We start from the raw sequence: 18,075 nt of genomic DNA on the forward strand, positions 1-18,075 counted from the left end.
GACACGCATCAGCTGCGGCCGGTCCTGCTCGTGCCGCGATGGCGACGCCGTGGCCGATTCGCTCGGCGTGACCGACCATCACGGCTTCGCGGATGTGGTAGGTCAGCTCTTCCGGTTGTGCCTGAACCAGTTCGGGGATCAGTTCTCCGGCGTGCAGCGTGATGTGGGCCTTGGGGCAGGTGCCGCACAGGTAGTCCAGCATCCGCATGTGCAGCCGGTAGTTGCGGTTGTCTGCCTCGGCCAACTCGAAGCCGTAGACCATGTCGGTGAACCACGTTGGGTTCGTTGTTGCGGCCGACCTGGTGGAGGTAGCGCAACGTCAGGTCGCAGCCCGGTGAGGCGTCCGGGGTGTCGCAGCCGAGCAGTTCGCGGTTGTCGGCCTCGTCGCGGTCGGTGTCCGCGCGGGCCTCGGTGAGGATGCGCGACAGCACGCCTTCGGCGAGCACTTGCCGGTGCATCGCGGCGAAGTCCTCGCTGAACGTCACCCGCTTGGCGAGCTCGGCCACCGCGCCGCCCTGGCGGGTGGTGATGGTCTCCATGCACGACTCGTTCTGCCGCCCCGCCTTGTCCACCACGTCGGCCAGCATCTCCGGCCGGTGCACGGTCGTGGGTGTGAAGCCCTCCATGGACCACGCGGCGATCACCTCGGCCCGGAACTCCGGATCGGTCACCGCGTCCGCCACCGGGCCCTCCCCCGGATCGCACGGACCGTCCACCGCGACGTGGTCCTCCACGTCGGCGCACATCCCGGCGCGGGCACCGAGGTCGATGAGCGTCTCGGTGGTCACCCCTTGGGCAGCTCGCGCGGGAACGCGTCCAGCCGCGCCGGGTCGTCGCGCACCGAGTCCAGGTAACGCTCCACCCCGAACTCCGCCGCCACGGCCGGAACCGCGCCGACGATGCCGTGACAGCCGGACACGCTGCGCGTCCAGGGAATCCCCGTCACAGCGGTGACGCAATCGACCACGGGATGTCCAACGGGAAGTGTCACGCGGCGGAGATCATCACTGCGTTCTGTGCGCAGACGAAGGAACTCCTGGTAGGTCGGACGTTACGGAAGCGCCGCTCGGCCAGGAGTTCCGTTGTCAGTAGCTGTTTCCGAGCTATCGGGGTTGGGTGAGTCGGCAGGTTGTGATTCCGGGAGGCCGACGCCGACCACGTGGTCGAGCCCGCCCCGGGCCACGAGTGCCCGGGGCGGCCGGCAGATGTCAGCGGGACAGGGTCGTGGCGACCGGGGTCCAGCGGACGCCCTTCCAGGTGCCGTCGGCGGTGGTGCTGCGACCGACCACGACGCCGTGGTTGTTGATCGCGACCGGCGTGCTGTAAGCACCGCCCAGCGAGTCGAGGTAGGTGAGCTGCCCGTCGCGCCAGAGGAACACGCGGGTCGACGAGTAGTCCGGCGACGAGGCGTGCCCGATGACGTCGCCGCGATCGTTGATCGCGGTCGCCACGGAGTTGCCGGGCAGGCCCAGGTCGACCTGCTTGCCGCCGGCCGGCCACAGCACGGCGCGGGACATGCCGTTCTCCAGGACCCAGCCGACCGCGTCGCCGCGCTCGTTGAGGGACTGCTCGCCGTGGGCGAGCCGCCCGCTCTCCGACAGGACGGTCAGCTCCTCGCCGTCCCAGCGCAGCGACACCATGCCCCGGTTGGCGACGATCACACCGGCCTCGTTGATCGCCTCCGGGTCGTACGTGCCGTAGCCCGGACCGGGCGCCAGCTTGGTGCACACGCCGTCGGTGCAGCGGAGCGCGGCGAACTCCTGGAAGGAGGCGGAGGCGTAGCTCGCCGCGACGACACCGGCGTTGTTGATCGCGTACGTCGACACGTGATCACCGGCCACCGGCAGCTCCAGGTGCCGCTCCCCGTCCCACACGGTGGCGTGTTGCTCGCCCCGGGCCGACGTGGCGTAGGACATCGGCACGCTGCCGTCGTCGTTGATCACCTGCGCCAGGGCCCACGCTGCTCCGGGCGGCGAGATGGCCCGCCGCTGACCCCCGAACCAGACCCACGGCCTCTGCGTGTCCGGCACGCCGTCGGAGGTCAACCCGAGCACCTGGCCGCCCTGGTTGATCGCGCCGGCCAGACCGGGACCGAGGTCGGTCGCACCACCGCGCGGCGACCACAGGACCGCGCGCGTCGGCGCGTCGCCCTGCGCGCTGCCGACGACCTGGCCGAGGTCGTTGACCCCGGTCGGGTAGTAGCTGAGGGTGCCGGGCAGCCCCGCGACGCCCGGCAGTTCGGCGATGACGTGCGTGGCGGACGCGACCGCCGCGGGAGTGGTGGCCAGTGGCAGGGCTGTCGCGAGCGCCAACACGGCCAGCGACGCGCGTAAGTCGGGCATGATCGCTCCGTTGCGAGTATGTCCTGAAGTCGTACTGGATCGATCAACGGTAGCCCTCGCGCGCCCGCGACGGTGACGGCCGGACAGCGCAACGGTCCACGAAACCGTTGCGCCGCACGGAGGTCCATGATGCGGATTTGCTCCGCCGACGGTCCCGAGGACTACAGCGGATTCGATTGCCAGGAGACCACTTTCCGCGGCGTGGACGGCTGACCGAAGCCGCAACCGAACGCAATCGGCCCACGGGCCGGTTGCGGCATGAGCGCGACCGGCAGGTCACGGACCGCGCAGCCGGTCGAGGGCGTCGGGCTTCGGCGTGCCCGCCCGTTGACGACGTCGAACCTTCACCTGATCCTGAGCGGGTCCGCAGTCGCCTCGGATGTGCCGCCCGCATCCGCCACCGGAGGAAGGACCTCCCGACATGAACACCTCCGCTCGTCCGAGACGCGGGTCGACAGCGGTCGGCCTCGTGCTGACCCTGCTGGCGGCTCTCGCCGGCTTACTCGTCGTCGCCAGCCAGTCCGGAGCCACGGCGCAACCCTCCCCGACGAACACCTCTTCGAACACCCACCCGACGGACTACCCGCCCTCCAGCACCACCACGCCGACACCGACCGGTCGGTGCACCGCCGTCTACCGCCTGGTCGGCACCTGGCCGGGCGGGCTGCTCGGCGAGGTCGTCGTCACGGCCGGCTCGCCGATCACCACCTGGAACGTGCAGTGGACGCTCGCGCCCGAGCAGGAGGTCACCAACCTCTGGGGCGGCGTCGCCTACGACCTCGGCCGGACGGCGAACGTGCGCAACGCCCACTGGAACGGCGCGCTCGCGCCGCAGGCCACCGCGACCATCGGCTTCACCGTGTCCGGCAGCCCGCACCCGCACAACCCGATGGTCAGCTGCCTCGCGTCCTGACGAGCGGGGCGCGGACACGCCGGCCGGCACGCTGCCCGGAGAACTCCTGCCCCACTGCCCTCCGGAGGACCTGACCCACTGGTCCGACGGCAGGCCGATGCTGTGCGCCAACCCCAAGCGGGACGCGAGGACCGCCTAGCGCAACTCCATGTCGTCCCACTGCCTCGAGGCCTGTGCAGTGCACCGGCTTCACCGTCACGTTCCACGCGGTGGCCTGATAGCCCTACGGTGCGGCCCGGGGCCCCCGGGCCGCACCGGGTCAGCCGACCGTGATCGTGCCGTCCGCCGACCGGACGCAGGCGACGCCCCGGGCCGTCGTGGTGGCGGCACCGGTGAGGCAGCGGCCCAGCACCGCGTGGCCGGAGGCGTTCGGGTGCCACGACTCCTGGCACGTCTGGAAGTGCGTCACGCAGGTGTTGGCGATGCGCTGCACATCGATCTTGTCCTTGCCGGCCAGGCTGGTGACGAAGGTGCCGCTCGGGCCGTCCTGGAGCCGGATGGGGGTGGCCAGGGCGTTCGCCGGGCTACCGCCCCGCTCGCACAGCCGCGCACCGTCGAAGGCTCGCTGCACGTTGAGCAGGACCAGGTCGGCGCTGGGGAACTCGGCGGACAGCGCGGCGTGCGCGCCCTGCACCACGGTGCCCAGCCGGGACGAGAACACGTGGCCCGGGGAGAGGCTGGCGCGGTGCACCGGGCAGCCCGCGGCGTAGCGCTCGGCACCGAGGTCGCGGAACTTGTCCCGGGTGTCGGTGCGGCCGTCCTCGTCGTGGTACTCGGCGACGAGGTCCAAGGGCAGCGGGTTGGTGTAGTCCTGGAGGACCACCCGGTGCCGGCCGTCGGCGTCGACCTGGGCCAGGGTGGTGAGCAGCTGCCGCAGGGCCGCGGTGGTCTCGGCGGTGGCCGCCGCGATCTCGGCCTCGGTGGCCAGGTCGGACACCGCGCACGGCTCCTGCGGCACGGGGCCGCCCAGGTAGGCCCAGAACTCCCACCAGCCGGTCCAGGCGTCGGCGATGAAGCGGTTCGCGCACAGCGTGGCCACGTCGCCGAAGGTGAACGAGCTGTTGTTCGAGCCAAGGCCGACCAGCACCAGGTCGATGTCGTGGGTGCCCGCCACCGAGCGCAACTGGTCGAGCTGGGAGGCGACGGCCCGCCCCTTCGTCCGGCTGCCCGAAGGGCTGGCGATGTCGTGGGGTTGGCCGCCCGAGCAGGCCAGGTTGAACCGGGCCTGGATGCCGGGCAGGTCGGCCCGGTGCAGGGAGGCGTTGGCGGACCGGTGGCAGAAGAAGGCGTTGTCGTTGGGCGCGGACCAGCCGGGGAAGGACTGGGGCACCCCGTTGACGTCGGTCACCGGCTGGTAGGCACCCGCGCCCTCGCCGCTGACGAAGCTGTCGCCGAGCGCGATGGCGGCGGTGGGCAGCGCGGTCGCGGTCGGCGCCGCTTGCGCGGTGGCGGCGGACCAGGTGAGCACGACGGCGAGCACCGCCGGTAGCACCGGGTGTCGAAGCAGGGGCATCACGACCTCCTCGTTGACGGCCGAACTGACGTGAAATCTGTTCACGTGGCATGGCTGCGGTCAAGACCGAAGGCGTTCTTCGGGAGGGCGTTGACGGGCGTCATCACCCGGACCCGCTACCCGCGGAACCGAGGGCGGGACCTGCCGAGGAAGACTGAGTTCCCGTAGAGACGATTGACGGCTCGACCGCGAGCTGAAGCGCCAGGAAGGCGAGGGCCGCCTCGTGGTCGAAGTGCTCCGGAGGTCACGTTGGCCGGAAGTCCTGGGTCAGGCGGAACGTGAAGTAGTCGACCCTCCAGCCGTCCTTCTCCAAGCCCTCCTGGGCGATGACCTCTGTCCTGAAGCCTTGCTGATCGGCCAGGTGCTCCAGGTAGGGCAGGTCGCCGGAGGTGCCGAAGAAGATCAGCATCCTGCCGGTCGGTGTGAGGTGGCGTTTCGCGGCGCGGAAGAACTCGGTCATCGCGCGGTAGTTCTCGTCGGTCATGGCGGCCTCGAACAGGTCCCGAGGGGCGAACCACCGGAATGGGGGGTCGAAGACGATCAGGTCGAATTCGCCGTCGACATCGCTGAACACGTCGCTGTGACGGACCTCGACCCGATCCGCGACGCCGTTGCGCTCGGCGTTTCGCCGGGCTGCCGCCACAGCGCCAGGGTTGATGTCGACCGCCAGGACGTCTGCGGCGTGCGAGGCCGCCAGGATGGCGTTGACGCCGCTTCCGGTCCCCATGTCCAGCACGCGGTCGCTCTCGCGGACCTCGGCCAGGACGGCCTCGCCGAGGAGGTGGGACACGCCCGTGATGGGCATGACCTCAGGCGGGATGACCAAGGTCCGGCCCAAGTAGGTGACTGTTCGACCTGGGCCGGCTTCCGCCTTCCCGTTGTTGTAGGCGTTCTCATGCCATCGACGGATGCGCTCGGCGTGTTCCTCGGTGACCATTGGGGTGTAGCCGGCGGCTGGGCGCTTGGCTGTTGGGTCGGTTTCGGCCATGTCGGCACCTTATGCAGACGCTCGATGCGGGGGTATTGATTTGGCCGTTCGTCAGACGGCGCCGGCTCGACATGTCCGGCCAGTTCGCGGCGATCGGCTGGGTAGCCGGTGATTCGTCCGAGAGCTTGGGCGAACTCGACGCGCAGGCGGGCGCGGGCGCCAGCCGGTAGATCGGGTTGGTGGCAGGAGTGATGGGGTGGCTTGCGCGCAGCGCGCGGAGTCGCACGAGCCGGCGCAGGCTCGGGATTCACGTCAGGGCGCGGCCGAGTTGGGTCACTGCCCCGTTGAAGTAGCCGGAGGTGGCGTAGACCGAGCGTGAGTCGGCACTGACGAGCACGGTGGTTACCGGGTTCATGACGGCACGCAGGCCGATGTCGGCGCACCAGGCGGGGTTGGCTTCGCCGATGCACCCCCCGTAGGTCAGGTCCCCGTTGCCCGCCCGTCGGAAGTGGACCACCGCTCCCCACGACCAGCTCGGGCCCTGGACGCCGGCGTAGACGCTGGTGCCGTCCGTCGAGGCGGTGACGTCGGTGAAGGCGCCCGCCGGGCCTGCCGGACGGCAGCCGTCGGCCGTGCCGATGCAACCGGCGAACGCGAGGTCACCGTTGCTCATCCGGCGCAGGTGGGTCGTCGCACCACCCCCAACGACGTAGACGCCGTCACCGGCAGGTGTCACGGTGCCGCGAACCGCGCCCGCCAGACCACCGGACAGCGGATCACGACACCCGGTCGGAAGCCCGTTGCCCTTCCTGGCGATGCAACCGGCGTAGGTGAGCGACCCGGTGGTCGTGTCGCGGCGGAAGTGGGTGATCGAGCCGGGGTTGCCGGACACCACGTACACGCTGACGCCGTCCGGGCTGACGAGGACTTCGGAGGCCGAGGGCATGACGCCCGCCGCGCCGAGCGACGTGCATCCCGCGGTGCCCTCACCGATGCAGCCGCTGAAGAGGAGCGTGCCGTCGGCACTGTTGCGCCGGAAGTGGTTGAGGACGCCCTTGCCGGAACCGGTCGACGCCACGTAGACGTCCCGACCACCCGGTGCCGAGGTGACGGCGACCGGGCTCAACAGCGTGGCGGGAGCGGCCGTGCACAGGCCTTGAGCGGTCCGGTAGAGGCACGGTTGGTGGGTCAGGGCACCGGAGGACGAACGGCTGTAGCCCACGACGGCGTAGCGGGTCGCGCCGTAGAGGGTGGTGTCGAGCACGGCGATCGATCTCAAGCCGTACAGGCTGACGTCCCCCGTGCACCCGCGTTGCCGTCCGAGGCAGCCGCGGAAGGTGAGAGCACCGTCGGTGGCCCTGTGGAAGTGCGACAGCGCACCCACGTCGCTGCCGGAACCACCGTCGCCTTCGGAGGCCACGTAAACGCTCGTGCCGTCGGGGGACGCTGCGGTGTCCTGCGCCCACCGCAGCGGGTTGTCCACGGCGCCCAGCTCCACGGCGCCCGGCACGCCTTGCGAGATCGTTCGCACGAACCACAGGTCGCCTGTCGAGGCCTGTGCCGGTGACAGGCCCCAGAACACGGTGATGATCACGACTGTCACCGCGATAGTGGACTTTCGCAGATTCACTTGTCCGCCCTCCTGTCGTCCCGGGATCGTGTTCGGCGGCACGCGCGCCGGAGTCAGGGCCCCCACCAGAGTTGGACCGTCACGCGCCAGCTGCCGCTGTTGTCGCCGAGGTTGTGGTCGTTCATGGTCAGCCGCAGGTGCTGCCTGGCGGTGAAGTTGCTGGTGGTGCAGGAAGATTGGCTGCCGATGAAGAAGTAGCCCGCCGAGTCGCGGAGCTTCGCCACCAGCGAGTACTTGTTGGCGCCCGGCATCGGGTAGTTGGAGTCGGCGGCCTCGGCCTTGCCGACGGGTGGCCAGTTGGTGCTCGACGGCCAGCCACCGTCGTTGACCAGTCCGTCGGCGAAGACGCGGAACGTGTCGCCCTGCCAGATGCCCTCCGGGAAGAACGCCTGGTTGGTGAAGAGGTTGTCCCTGGTCAGGAAAACGGTCTGGGTCTCGTTCGGTGGCTGGCCGGTGGCGCAACGGACGCCGTTGGCGCCGGCCGGGGAGGCTGTGGCGGTCAGCAGCGAGGCGGTCAGCGTCGTGACGGCGGCGAAAGTCGCGATGCGGGACATGGTCGGGTTCTCCGATCAGGCTCGGCGGCGGGGTCCGCGATGGGCAGGGCCAGTCTCGACCGGCGGCGGGTGTTGGCGCGTCACGGAAACCCGGGACACCGGCGGGGTTCGTGGTACGGCCATTGAGGTGGTCCTGGACGCACCCGGTTGGCACGACGGCGGGTGTAGCGGCATCCTGCCGGCGTGCGCAGGTCGTGGAGATCCGTGATGTTCGGCCCGGGGTCTCGCGTCCGGTCCATCGATGGCGGATGGTGTGGGCATGCGGCGGCGCGTGCTCTTGGTCGACGACCAGGTCTCCTACCGGCGGCTGGTCGCGCGGCTGTTGCGGTCCGGTGGGTTTGACGTCGTGGGCGAGGCCGGGACGGGACGGGAGGCGCTCGCGCTCGCCGCGGCGTGCGTGCCGGACCTGGTGCTGCTCGACGTGCTGCTCCCGGACTTCGACGGGTTCGAGGTGGCCAGGCGGCTGGAGACGGGATCGGCGGCGCCGGCGGTGGTGCTGGTGTCCAGCAGGCAGCGGGAGGACCTCCGGGACTTCTCGAACCTGGTGCTGGTGCGTGGGTTCCTCGGCAAGGCCGAGTTCACCGTCGAAGGGCTCGTGGCCCTGCTCGGGGAGCGCTGATGCGCCGGCCGTTCGTCGTGACCTGGGCGTTGTCGACGGCGTCGGTCGTGGTCGCCGTCGTGGACGTGGCGATCGTCGTGACCGGCGGGAGGCAATCCGCCGCCCGGTACGCGTGGGAGATCGGATCGCCACTGGTGTGGGGCGGCGTGGGCGTGCTGGCGGTCGTGATCCGGCCGGATCGGCGGTTCGGCCTGCTGATGCAGGTGCTCGGCCTGATCCTGCTGCTCGACGCCCCGGCGGGCTTCGTGATCGAGACGACGCGCGCGTGGGCCGCGGCCGACCTCGTCGTGGCCCGGGCCGCGCAACCGTTCCAGATCGTCGTGTTCGCGCACCTGTTGCTGTCCTACCCCGAAGGTCGGCTGCACCGCGCGTTGCCGCGCCGGTTCATCGCCGCCCTCTACGGCTACGGCGCGGTGGTCGCCGTCATCGACGTCGTGCACACCGTCGGCACCCTCACGTCACGGCCGTGGACCGGGGCGTCGCCGGAAGCGGGGTTCGCCGGCGGAGGCTCGTCCGCCCTGCTCAACGCCGGCTGGCTGGCCTTCGCCGTGACCTACCTCGTGCTGATGTGGCTCAAGATCAGGCAGGCCAGCCCCGGCAGGCGCCGCACGCTCGCCTATCCGCTGGTCTGCGGGTTCGTCATGATCGCGCTGTTCGTCGTGACGACGGCGCTGGCCGCGCTGAACGCGGAGCCGGCGGGCAGCGCGGTGTCGGACGCGCTGCCCTATTTGGCCGTCCTGACCATGCCCGGCGCGTTCCTGCTGGGCCTGCTGCGCGAACGGCTGAGGTACGGCTCGGTGGCGGACTTCGTGCGCGCGATCGACCACGCGCCCATCGGCGGGCTGCAACCCGCGCTGCGCTCCGCGTTGCGTGACCCGACGCTGCGGCTCGCGTTCCCGCAGGACGACCGGTACGTGGACGAGAACGGCGACGAGGTCGGGATCGGCGGCGACCAGGCGGTGCTGCCGATCGGCGGCAACCCGCCGATCGGCCTGGTGCTGCACGACCCCGCGTTGAACGACGAGCCACGGCTGCTGGCGGCCGCCTCCGCCGCGACCCGCCTCGCGCTCGACAACGCCCGCCTGCACGCCACCGTGCGCCGGCAGCTCGTCGAGGTCCGGGCGTCACGGCGGCGCATCGTCGAGGCCGCCGCGGCGGAACGACGGCGGCTGGAACGCGACCTGCACGACGGCGCCCAACAGGACATCCTGGCCGTCGGCATCGCCCTGCGGCTGCTCCAGCAGCAGCTCCACCCCACCGACAAGGCGGTCGACGAGGCGTTGGAGGAAGTCCAGCAGCAGCTGGCCGCCGCGATCGCCGGGTTGCGCGAACTGGCGCGCGGCATCCACCCGGCCGCGCTGACCGAGAAAGGGCTGTCCGCCGCCGTCCGCGCCCTCGCCCGCCGCCAGCCGATCCCGGTGACCGTGGACGAATCGCTGCCCGGACGCCTGCCGCCACCGGTGGAGACGGCGGCCTACTTCGTGGTCAGCGAGGCGTTGACCAACGTGGTCAAGCACGCGCGGGCGCGGCAGGCGCAGGTGCTGCTCGCGCTGCACGGACGTGTGCTGCGCGTGGACGTCGTCGACGACGGGGTAGGTGGGGCCGATCCCGGGCGCGGCAGCGGGTTGCGAGGGTTGGCGGACCGGGCCGCCGCGTTCGACGGCACGATGTCCGTGGGCGATGTCGAGCCCAAGGGCACCCGACTGCGAGTGGAGCTGTCGTGCGACTGATCCTCGTGGACGACTCGTGGCTGATCCGTGAAGGTCTCGCCCGGTTGCTGTCCGCACGCGGGCACGCCGTCGTCGTGGCCGAGGAACCCGGCCGGGTGGAGAAGCTGGTCCGCGCCACCGCACCGGACGTCGTCATCTCGGACATCAGGATGCCGCCGACCTTCACCGACGAAGGGCTGGAGCTGACGCGCGTGCTGCGCCGGGCGCACCCCCGCCTGCCGCTGCTGTTGCTGTCCCAATACGCCGAACCGGCCTACGCCACCGCGCTGCTCGAACTCACCGGCACCCGCGCCTGCGGTTACGTCCTGAAGGACCACCTGCTCGACGCCGCGCAACTGGAGACGACGCTCGCCCGCCTCCTCGCCCAGGAAGTCGTGATCGACCCGACCGTGGTCCACGAGGCGCTCGGCACCCGGCTCGACACGCTCACCGGCCGTGAACGCGAGGTGCTCGCGCTGATGGCGCAGGGGTTGACCGACCGGGGCATCGCCGAACGCCTCTTCGTCTCCCTCAACACGGTCGGCACGCACGTCCAGCGCGTGCTCGCCAAGCTCGACCTGCCCGACACCCACGCGGACAACCGGCGGGTCCTCGCCGTGCTCACCTACCTGGACCACCTGGCCGGCCGCTGACATCCGGGCGCCGGCGGAATCACGGTTATCCGGGACGCGCGGCCGTGGGCCCGCTGCCACGATTCCGGGCGAGACCGAGGTCGTGGGGAGGGAGCCGGGATGTCGCACACCCAGACGCCGGACACCGGGCGGGCCGAGCCGGAGCAGACCGGCTCCGCCGCGGGCCGTGCCACGGTGCTGGCGGGCGTCGGTTCGGTCGCCGACGTGGCGGCGGTGGCCCAACTGGCGACCACGGGCGCCAACACGGGTGTGCTGGTCACCGGGCTGCTGTCCGTGCTGGCAGGGTTCCTGGGACTGGTGGCCGGACGACCCACCAGGCGCCGCGCGACGCTGATGACCATGGTGGTCGCGGTCGGCGCGGGGATGGCGGGAGCCGCCCTGCACGGGTACTGGGTGGACGCGTCCGCCGAGCGCACCGGGACCACGACCACGGCCGCGACCTCCACCACCGCGTCGCGTTCGTCCGGTTCGGTGGCCGCCACTTCATCGACGACCAGCGCCACCACCACCGTCGCGTCGGGGTCCGTCATCCGCACCGAGAGCGTGACGCTGCGGGACCAGGACTACCTCGACGTCGAGACGGGCCGGATCGGCGAGGTCGAACCAGGGGCGAGCGACCTGTGGTACGTCGGCCCGTACCGCGAGCTGTGGACCTCGGGCGGTGGGGAGCTGCCGATCACGCCGATCGCCGGCCAACCCGACGCCACGGCGTGCACCGACGAACTGGGCCGACGCAGCTACGACCAGGTGTCGATCGGGCAACTGGCGCCGGGCGCCTGGATCTGCGCCCGCACCGCCGAGGACAACGTGGTCGCCGTCCAGGTCACCGCCGTCCCCACCGGGGACGACCCGTTGGCCATCACGTACACGGTGTGGCAGGCCTGACCGCTGCTCGGCCTCGCCATCGAGGACGGCCGGATCGCGATGGCCGAAAAGCGTGCTTGACCTTGCCCCTGGGGCAGGGGTTCGAGGATCAACGGATGAACAAGAGGTGAGCCCTAACAAGTCCCTGGCAGGTCGGTGAACCGTCACGGGTTCAGAACCGGCCTCGGTTTCGGACCAGCGCCGGGCGGCGTGAGAGTGCGCGGCTTCGCACTCGATCGGGGACAGGTAGTCCAGTGGCGTGTCGAGCAGCGTCGATCGTCGAGCAGCGTCGATCGGGGTTCGGGGATAGGACGGCGATCAAGCGCTGGTGGTCGGCATCCGGCGGCTCGGGCTGCGACCGTGCGGCCGGGTCGTGAGCGCAGTTGTCGGGCAGGCCCAGGTCGACCTGCTTGCCGCCTGCCGGCCACAGCACGGCGCGGGACATGTCGCGAGTATGTCCTGAAGTCGTACTGGATCGATCAACAGCAGCCCTCGCGCGCCCGCGACGGTGTCGCTCAACCCGGCACGCGGTTCCGGTACGCCTCGAACCGCTCCGCGATCTCGACCGCGCGGCCTTCCGCCTCGGCCAACGGCATCGAATGGCACTCGTAGCCCAGTTCCGCCGTCAGCACGGCCATCGTGGACGGCTCGAAGTGGACCGTGCCGTCCGGCTCGATGGACGTGATGCCGTCCTGCACCTGCCCGCTCAGGTTGATCGCCGCGGCCTCCTCCGGCGGGATGCTGTCCGGCAGCGCGGTGCGGATGCGGCCGTCCGCCACTTCCACGGGGTAGCCGCCGGTGAGACCACCCGGTCCCGGCGCGTGGACGAGCGCGGTCCTGCGATCCGCCAGCGGTTCCAGCAGGCTCAGCCCGGACGCGGCGGTCATCGCCTGGCCGGGCATCCCGCCGGTGCGGCGGTACTCCAGCGGGAGGCTCTTGAGCAGCGACGCGACGTCCAGGCGATCGGTCACGTCCACGCCGTCGTGCGCGATCGCCAGGCCCATCCGGGCCGGTCCGGAGTCACCGGCGCGGGACAGCCGGTGCGACACGTAGTGGTGCGCCACGAGTCGGACGTCGACCTCGCGCACCGGCACACCGAGCCGGTCGGCCGCGGCGACGCGGATGCCGGGCACGTTGTTGGCCACGTTGCCGATGCCGACGTCGGGTGACAGGCCGACCGCGTTCAGCACCGGGTGCACGGCGTCCGGGTAGGCGGCGTTGACCACGACCGCCCGGCTGTCCGCCAGCCGCACCGCCCGCATCGCCTTGTGCACCGGGACGAGGTGCATCGGCAGCCAGGGGCCGTAGTTGGCCGCGTACAGCCGCTTGAACGCGTCACCTGGCAACGTCGTGATCACCCACCACGACTGGAAGCTCGCCGCGAGGAACAGCACGTCCGGGTCGAACGCGGCGATGCGCTCGGCGGTGCGCTCGACGTCGTGCAGGTCCGTGGTGGCGTAGTCGACCGACGCGCCGAAGCCGCGTTGCAGGCTGCTGAACCGGGTCAGGTTCGCCGCCCGCAGGGTCGCGTCCTCGTCCCGGCCGACCAACCGCACGTGCCGGTCGGCCGGACCGTGCGCCAACTCGTGGAACACCCGGCGGCCGAGGTCCCCGGCGCCCAGCACCATCACCTTGCTCATGACGGACTCCCCCCGTGCACCAGCTCGGGCAGGACGTGCATCGACGAGAACGTCGGCACCCCCGCCCGGTGCGGCGCTTCCACCGGAACGACGTTGAACTGCAGCACCCGCATGCCGGCCGACAGGGCGGCGTCCACCCCCACCAGGCTGTCCTCCACCACGACGCACCGGTCGACGGCCACGCCCCGGTCGCGCGCGGCCCACCGGAACAGCTCCGGGTCCGGCTTCCACGCGTTGACCTCGTAGGCCGAGTAGAGCCGATCGCCGAAGAGGCCCAGGAGGCCGCAGTCGGCCAGCCGCTTCTCGATGATCTCGCGCGGGCTGTTGGACGCCACGCACAGCTCCACGCCGACCCGACGCAGGGCGTCCTCCACCCCGGGCACGGGTTCCAGCGTGCCCCCGATCAGCTCCTGGCACTTGGCCCGCACGATCCGCACCGCGTCGGGCGGCGGCGGGCGGTGCGCCATCTCCGCCAACAGGTCCAGGCACTCCTGGACGCGCTTGCCGGAGAACAGCGCCGACGCCTGGTCGGGCGTCAGGTGCACGCCCATCAACGTGCCGACGTAGGCCAGCGCGCCGTCCTCCGCGTCCTGGGTGTCCACCAGCACGCCGTCCAGGTCAAGGATCAGCAGGTCCACGTCGAACGCGCGGTCACTCGTAGCCAACCCAGTCCACCTCCTCGATCGTGGCGATCGCCTCCGCCAACCGGTCGTGGCTGTCCACGTGGCCGGAGACCGACGCCACGTGGGAGCGGGTGCCCAGCCGCCAGTCGACCGACGTGCCGGGCGTGGACAGCACCATCACGCGGTCCACGTCACGGGTCCGGCGCAGCCGGGCCACGCCGTGCAGCGACCGCACCCGCTTGGCCGACAGCGGCGGGATGACGAGGTAGTTGAACGCGATCGGCCCGTCGTAGCGGGGCTCCAGGTCGAACGCCACGTCGACCGCCGACCGGACCGCGACCGCCGCCGGGTCCGAGGTGGACGAGCGCACCGCGAGGTCGTCCACCCACGCGCCGAGCCTGCCGTTGACCTCGATCACCCGCGGCCCGGACGGGGTGAGCTTGATCTCCACGTCCGCGACACCGCGCCGGATGCCCAGCGCGTGCACCGCCCGGCACGCCAGCTCCTCGATCGCGCGCACCTCGTCGGGCGGCACGACGGACCGGCCCCCGTACCCCCCGCGTTCCCGGAACGGCTCGGCCACCGAGAACTTGCTCGTCACGAACACCGGCCGCACCAGGTCCCCGGTGGCCACGCAGTCCACCGCGATGTAGTCGCCCCACGGCTCGTCGGTGGGCCGGCCGACCAGGAACTCCTCCAGCAGCACGGAGTCCTCGGTCAGCAACGCCTCGGTCACCCACGCGCGGCACGCGTCCGGGGTGCGCACGACGGTGGTGTTGCGGCTGCCGGCGCCGAGCACCGGTTTGATGATCGCGGGCAGGCCGACGTGCCCGATCGCCTCGTCGACCTGGTCGGCGGAGGCCAGCGTGCGGAACCGGATCGCGTCCAGGCCGGCCTCGGCGAACCTGGCGCGCTGCCGGTCCTTGCGGGTGATGGCCTCGATGTCGGCGGCCGAGTGGTAGGGCAGGTCCAACGCCTGCGCCAACCCGACCGTCGGCACGAGCTGCTGCTCGCTGAACGTGACGATCCCGTCCGGCCGGTGCGCCTTCAGCTCGGTGACCGCGTCGGCGGGCACCACCGAGCCGAGCAGCTCCAGCATCGGCCGCATGTCCCGGCCGTGGTCGGAGTCGGCGACCGCGAACACCAGCTCGCAGTCGATCTCCCCGGCGGCCTCGGCGATCCGGGACGGCGCCAGGCTGCCGGTGTCGTAGACCACGACGAGCTTCACCGCAGCACCTCCGCGAGCTTGGACCGGTCGGTCTTGCCGTTGTCGTTGAGCGGCAGGACGTCCAGGTGGCGGACCCGTTCGGGCACCATGTGCAGCGGCACCTGGCCGCGCAGCCACCGGTCCAGGTCGGGTCCGGGCACGGGACGGCCGGTGTAGCCCGCCCACAGCCGGGTCTCGCCGGCCACGGTCACCGCGACCACGCCGGCCGACACGACGTCCGGGTGCCGGAACAGCGCGGCCTCGACCTCGCCCAGCTCCACCCGGTGGCCCATGATCTTGACCTGGTGGTCGAGCCGGCCCCGGTGCACCATGTCGCGGCCCTCGCGGCGGATCCGGTCGCCGGTCCGGTACCAGTGCTCGCGGGTCAACGGCGTGCTGCCGTCGTAGACGACCGCGGGCGCGCCTTCCTCGTAGCGCACGAAGCGGCCGACGTTCTCGCGCGGGTCCAGGTAGCCGTCGAACCGCTGCGGCCCGCGCAGGCACAGCTCGCCATCTTCGGCGGGCAGGCCGTCGTCACCCAGGATGACGCCTTCCGTGCTCGGGTACATCCGCCCGATCGGGACGGTCGCGCCGCCGGCCCAGGCCTCGCGGTCGCCGAACGGCACCCGGTACTCGGTGCAGGTGATCGTGCACTCGGTCGGCCCGTAGAGGTTGTGGAACGCGCTGTCCGGCGCGACCTCGTGCCACATCTCCGCGTCCTGCACGGTGACCGGCTCCGCGCCGAACAGGCTGTGCCTCAGCGTGTCCACCCGGCCGCGCGGGAGGTTGCCCACCTGCTCGGCCACCCGGATCACCGACGGCACGGAGAACCAGTGCGTGAGCCGGTTGCGGACGATGAAGTCCACCGGCCGGTACAAGTCCTCCTGGTCGGGCACCACGAGCGTCGCGCCCGCGCCCCAGGCGACGAACATGTCGAAGGTGGAGGCGTCGAACGTCAACCCGAACACCTGCGTCAGCCGTGAGTCCGCGTCCACGTCGTAGCGCTCGATGTTGTAGCCGATGTACGGCGCGATGCCGCGTTGCAGGATCGGCACGCCCTTGGGCTGCCCGGTCGAGCCGGACGTGAACAGCACGTACGCCTCGGCCTCGGGGTCGGCGGGGATGTCGGGCAGCTCGCCGTCGCCGACCGCGTCCAGCGGGATGACGGCGGGCCGGAACCGCTTGGGCAGCGCGGAGAACAGGTCGACTCCCGGCTCCACCAGCGCGACCTTGATGCCGGCCCGTTGCGCGATGTCCAGGTTGCGGTCGCGGGGGTACCGCGGGTTGAGCGGCAGCACGCCGGCGCCGACGCGCTGAATCGCCAGCCAGCCCGCGTAGGCCCCGAACGTCTTCGACGTGACGAGGGCGATCCGGGTCGGTGTCGGTCCGGGCAGCGCGGTGATCGCGGCGGCCAGGGCGAGCGCGCGCTCCTCCAGCCCGGCGTAGGTCTGCTCCTCCTCGCCGATCACCAACGCGGTCCGGTCGGGGAACTCCCGTGCCGCCGCGTCGAACCACTGGTACAGGACCTCGCTCACCGCTTCCCTCCCCCGTGCCGGGTGATCCACGTGCGTTCCAGGTTCGCGACCAGGTCGGGGCTGTGCAGCAGCCGTGCCTGCTCCAGGGCGTACCAGGCCATGTACTCGCGGAACCGGGACTCCGGCTCCTCGACGCGGCGGAGCATCCGCCGGTTCGCCAGCACGGCGGGATCGGCCAGCGCGACGGCGGCCGCCGTGGTCCGGCCGGCCAGCTCGTCGGTGTCCACGACCTCGTCGCACAACGACCAGCCCTCCTGCGTCCCCGCGTCCACCCGCCGGTCGCGGAAGATCATCTGCCGGGCGAGGCGTGGGCCGGCCGCACCGGGCAGCCGCAGGTTGGCCGCGCCCGGGATGATGCCCTCGCGCAGCGCGGGCAGCGTGAAGTACGAGCCGCGTTCGGCCACCACGTGGTCGAACACCAGCAGCAACTGCGCGCCGCCGCCGATCGCGAACGTGTCCACCACGGCGATCCACGGCTTCTCCACCGGCTCCGGCAGCCAGCCGTCCCGGTCGGTGACCAGCCCGCGCACGATCTTGTTGATGTAGCCCAGTTCCCGGCTCAGGAAGAAGTCCAGCAGCGAGATCTCGCCCTGGTAGAGCCGGGTCAGGTTGATGCCGGCGCCGAACACGCGCCGCCCGGCGTACCGCGGGTGCGTCATCGCGCCGCCGCGCAGCACGCCGACCTCGGTCGCGTCGTCCAGCAGCACGAGGTCGACCGCGACCTCCAGCGCGGCCACCACGATGTCGTCCTCGGCGTTGAGGAACGGCAGGTTCAGCAGCGTCACCTCGGACACGCCGTCGACCCGCCGCACGGTGACCACGCCGAGGTCGGCGAACCCGGTCGCGCGGAACGCGGGCAGCGCCACCATCGCCTGCGGGGTGGGCCTGCGCATGGACTCGACCAGGTGCTCACCCGCCGTCGCGTCGCGCAGCAGACCCCAGGTGAAGATGCCGAGGTCGACCTCGCGGCCCTCCTTGTCGGCCTGCGGGAGCACGCGCTCGCGTTCCCGCTGCGCCTTGGTCGGCACCAGGCCCGGCCACAGCTCGGTCGCCTGGTCGACCAGGTCGTGCAGGCCCAGCGGCGCCCGGCCGCCGTCGGTCAGCTCGGCGTGCACCCGCCCGGCGTGCCGCTCGACGAACCTGCGACGCACCAGGCGCGCGGCGTCGGTCACGGTGTCGGCCGCGCGCCGCTGGTCCGGGTCGCGTTCCGCCTTGGGCGGCAACGCGGCCAGCTCGTCCTCGACCCGGGACAGGAACGCCGTCACGGCGCCGCTGTCCTCTTCGAAGCCACGACCGAGCGCCGGCGTGTCGTCGATTCCCACTGTCGGATCCCCCAAGTGCTCCC

Annotated in this window: 18 protein-coding genes; 6 read left to right on the top strand and 12 right to left on the bottom strand. The window is 71.6% G+C overall.

Annotated elements, in window-relative coordinates:
- Window positions 1–8: 8 nt before the first annotated feature.
- The 3 genes from LNK82_RS00650 to LNK82_RS00660 all read right to left on the bottom strand — a co-directional run bounded on the left by LNK82_RS00650 (window position 9) and on the right by LNK82_RS00660 (window position 2,342).
- Complete coding sequence (locus LNK82_RS00650) at window positions 9–788, bottom strand: hypothetical protein (protein ID WP_230564892.1); 780 nt, start codon at window positions 786–788, stop codon at window positions 9–11.
- Window positions 785–946 carry a hypothetical protein gene (locus tag LNK82_RS00655; protein ID WP_230564893.1) on the bottom strand — a complete coding sequence of 54 codons (162 nt, stop codon included), beginning with the start codon at window positions 944–946 and terminating at the stop codon, window positions 785–787. Before LNK82_RS00655 ends, LNK82_RS00650 begins: the two co-directional genes overlap by 4 nt.
- Window positions 947–1,208: 262 nt before the next feature.
- Window positions 1,209–2,342 (bottom strand): hypothetical protein, encoded by a 1,134-nt coding sequence (locus LNK82_RS00660; protein WP_230564894.1) that lies wholly within the window; start codon window positions 2,340–2,342, stop codon window positions 1,209–1,211.
- A gap of 421 nt (window positions 2,343–2,763) precedes the next feature.
- Between LNK82_RS00660 and LNK82_RS00665 the strand changes: the two genes are divergently transcribed.
- Window positions 2,764–3,255, top strand: a complete 492-nt coding sequence (locus LNK82_RS00665) for a cellulose binding domain-containing protein (RefSeq protein ID WP_230564895.1) — start codon at window positions 2,764–2,766, stop codon at window positions 3,253–3,255.
- A 259-nt stretch (window positions 3,256–3,514) separates the two neighbouring features.
- Here the strand turns inward: LNK82_RS00665 and LNK82_RS00670 are convergent, their stop codons facing one another.
- Both LNK82_RS00670 and LNK82_RS00675 read right to left on the bottom strand, forming a co-directional pair.
- Window positions 3,515–4,768 (bottom strand): SGNH/GDSL hydrolase family protein, encoded by a 1,254-nt coding sequence (locus LNK82_RS00670; protein WP_230564896.1) that lies wholly within the window; start codon window positions 4,766–4,768, stop codon window positions 3,515–3,517.
- A gap of 244 nt (window positions 4,769–5,012) precedes the next feature.
- Complete coding sequence (locus tag LNK82_RS00675; protein WP_230564897.1) at window positions 5,013–5,756, bottom strand: methyltransferase; 744 nt, start codon at window positions 5,754–5,756, stop codon at window positions 5,013–5,015.
- An 11-nt stretch (window positions 5,757–5,767) separates the two neighbouring features.
- Between LNK82_RS00675 and LNK82_RS00680 the strand changes: the two genes are divergently transcribed.
- On the top strand, window positions 5,768–5,926 hold the full coding sequence (locus LNK82_RS00680) for a hypothetical protein (RefSeq protein WP_230564898.1): 159 nt from the start codon (window positions 5,768–5,770) through the stop codon (window positions 5,924–5,926).
- Between the two features lie 77 nt (window positions 5,927–6,003).
- Here the strand turns inward: LNK82_RS00680 and LNK82_RS00685 are convergent, their stop codons facing one another.
- Window positions 6,004–7,299, bottom strand: a complete 1,296-nt coding sequence (locus tag LNK82_RS00685) for a lactonase family protein (protein ID WP_230564899.1) — start codon at window positions 7,297–7,299, stop codon at window positions 6,004–6,006.
- A gap of 80 nt (window positions 7,300–7,379) precedes the next feature.
- Window positions 7,380–7,880: a hypothetical protein gene (locus LNK82_RS00690; RefSeq protein WP_230564900.1), complete on the bottom strand. Its 501-nt coding sequence runs from the start codon at window positions 7,878–7,880 to the stop codon at window positions 7,380–7,382.
- Window positions 7,881–8,121: 241 nt separating this feature from the next.
- Between LNK82_RS00690 and LNK82_RS00695 the strand changes: the two genes are divergently transcribed.
- From LNK82_RS00695 to LNK82_RS00710, 4 genes are all read left to right on the top strand, one after another.
- Window positions 8,122–8,499, top strand: a complete 378-nt coding sequence (locus LNK82_RS00695) for a response regulator (protein ID WP_230564901.1) — start codon at window positions 8,122–8,124, stop codon at window positions 8,497–8,499.
- Complete coding sequence (locus tag LNK82_RS00700; protein WP_230564902.1) at window positions 8,499–10,229, top strand: histidine kinase; 1,731 nt, start codon at window positions 8,499–8,501, stop codon at window positions 10,227–10,229. Before LNK82_RS00695 ends, LNK82_RS00700 begins: the two co-directional genes overlap by 1 nt.
- A complete protein-coding gene (locus tag LNK82_RS00705; RefSeq protein WP_230564903.1) occupies window positions 10,220–10,861 on the top strand; it encodes a response regulator in 642 nt (213 codons plus the stop codon). The genes LNK82_RS00700 and LNK82_RS00705 overlap by 10 nt, the downstream gene beginning before the upstream one ends.
- A gap of 99 nt (window positions 10,862–10,960) precedes the next feature.
- Entirely contained in the window at window positions 10,961–11,746 is a 786-nt protein-coding gene (locus LNK82_RS00710) for a hypothetical protein (RefSeq protein WP_230564904.1), read from the top strand.
- Window positions 11,747–12,240: 494 nt separating this feature from the next.
- Here LNK82_RS00710 and LNK82_RS00715 read toward each other — a convergent pair whose 3' ends face one another.
- Genes LNK82_RS00715 through LNK82_RS47485 form a run of 5 tightly spaced genes read right to left on the bottom strand, consistent with a single transcriptional unit; the run spans window position 12,241 to window position 18,052 of the window.
- Window positions 12,241–13,365, bottom strand: a complete 1,125-nt coding sequence (locus LNK82_RS00715; protein ID WP_230564905.1) for a hypothetical protein — start codon at window positions 13,363–13,365, stop codon at window positions 12,241–12,243.
- Window positions 13,362–14,030 (bottom strand): HAD family hydrolase, encoded by a 669-nt coding sequence (locus LNK82_RS00720; RefSeq protein WP_230564906.1) that lies wholly within the window; start codon window positions 14,028–14,030, stop codon window positions 13,362–13,364. Before LNK82_RS00720 ends, LNK82_RS00715 begins: the two co-directional genes overlap by 4 nt.
- On the bottom strand, window positions 14,017–15,216 hold the full coding sequence (locus LNK82_RS00725; protein WP_230564907.1) for an ATP-grasp domain-containing protein: 1,200 nt from the start codon (window positions 15,214–15,216) through the stop codon (window positions 14,017–14,019). Before LNK82_RS00725 ends, LNK82_RS00720 begins: the two co-directional genes overlap by 14 nt.
- Window positions 15,213–16,730 carry an AMP-binding protein gene (locus LNK82_RS00730; protein ID WP_230564908.1) on the bottom strand — a complete coding sequence of 506 codons (1,518 nt, stop codon included), beginning with the start codon at window positions 16,728–16,730 and terminating at the stop codon, window positions 15,213–15,215. The genes LNK82_RS00725 and LNK82_RS00730 overlap by 4 nt, the downstream gene beginning before the upstream one ends.
- Entirely contained in the window at window positions 16,727–18,052 is a 1,326-nt protein-coding gene (locus LNK82_RS47485) for an enoyl-CoA hydratase/isomerase family protein (protein ID WP_230564909.1), read from the bottom strand. Before LNK82_RS47485 ends, LNK82_RS00730 begins: the two co-directional genes overlap by 4 nt.
- Between the last annotated feature and the right edge of the window lie 23 nt (window positions 18,053–18,075).

It is taken from the genome of Saccharothrix luteola, from assembly GCF_020859565.1.
Taxonomy (GTDB): Bacteria; Actinomycetota; Actinomycetes; order Mycobacteriales; family Pseudonocardiaceae; genus Actinosynnema; species Actinosynnema luteola.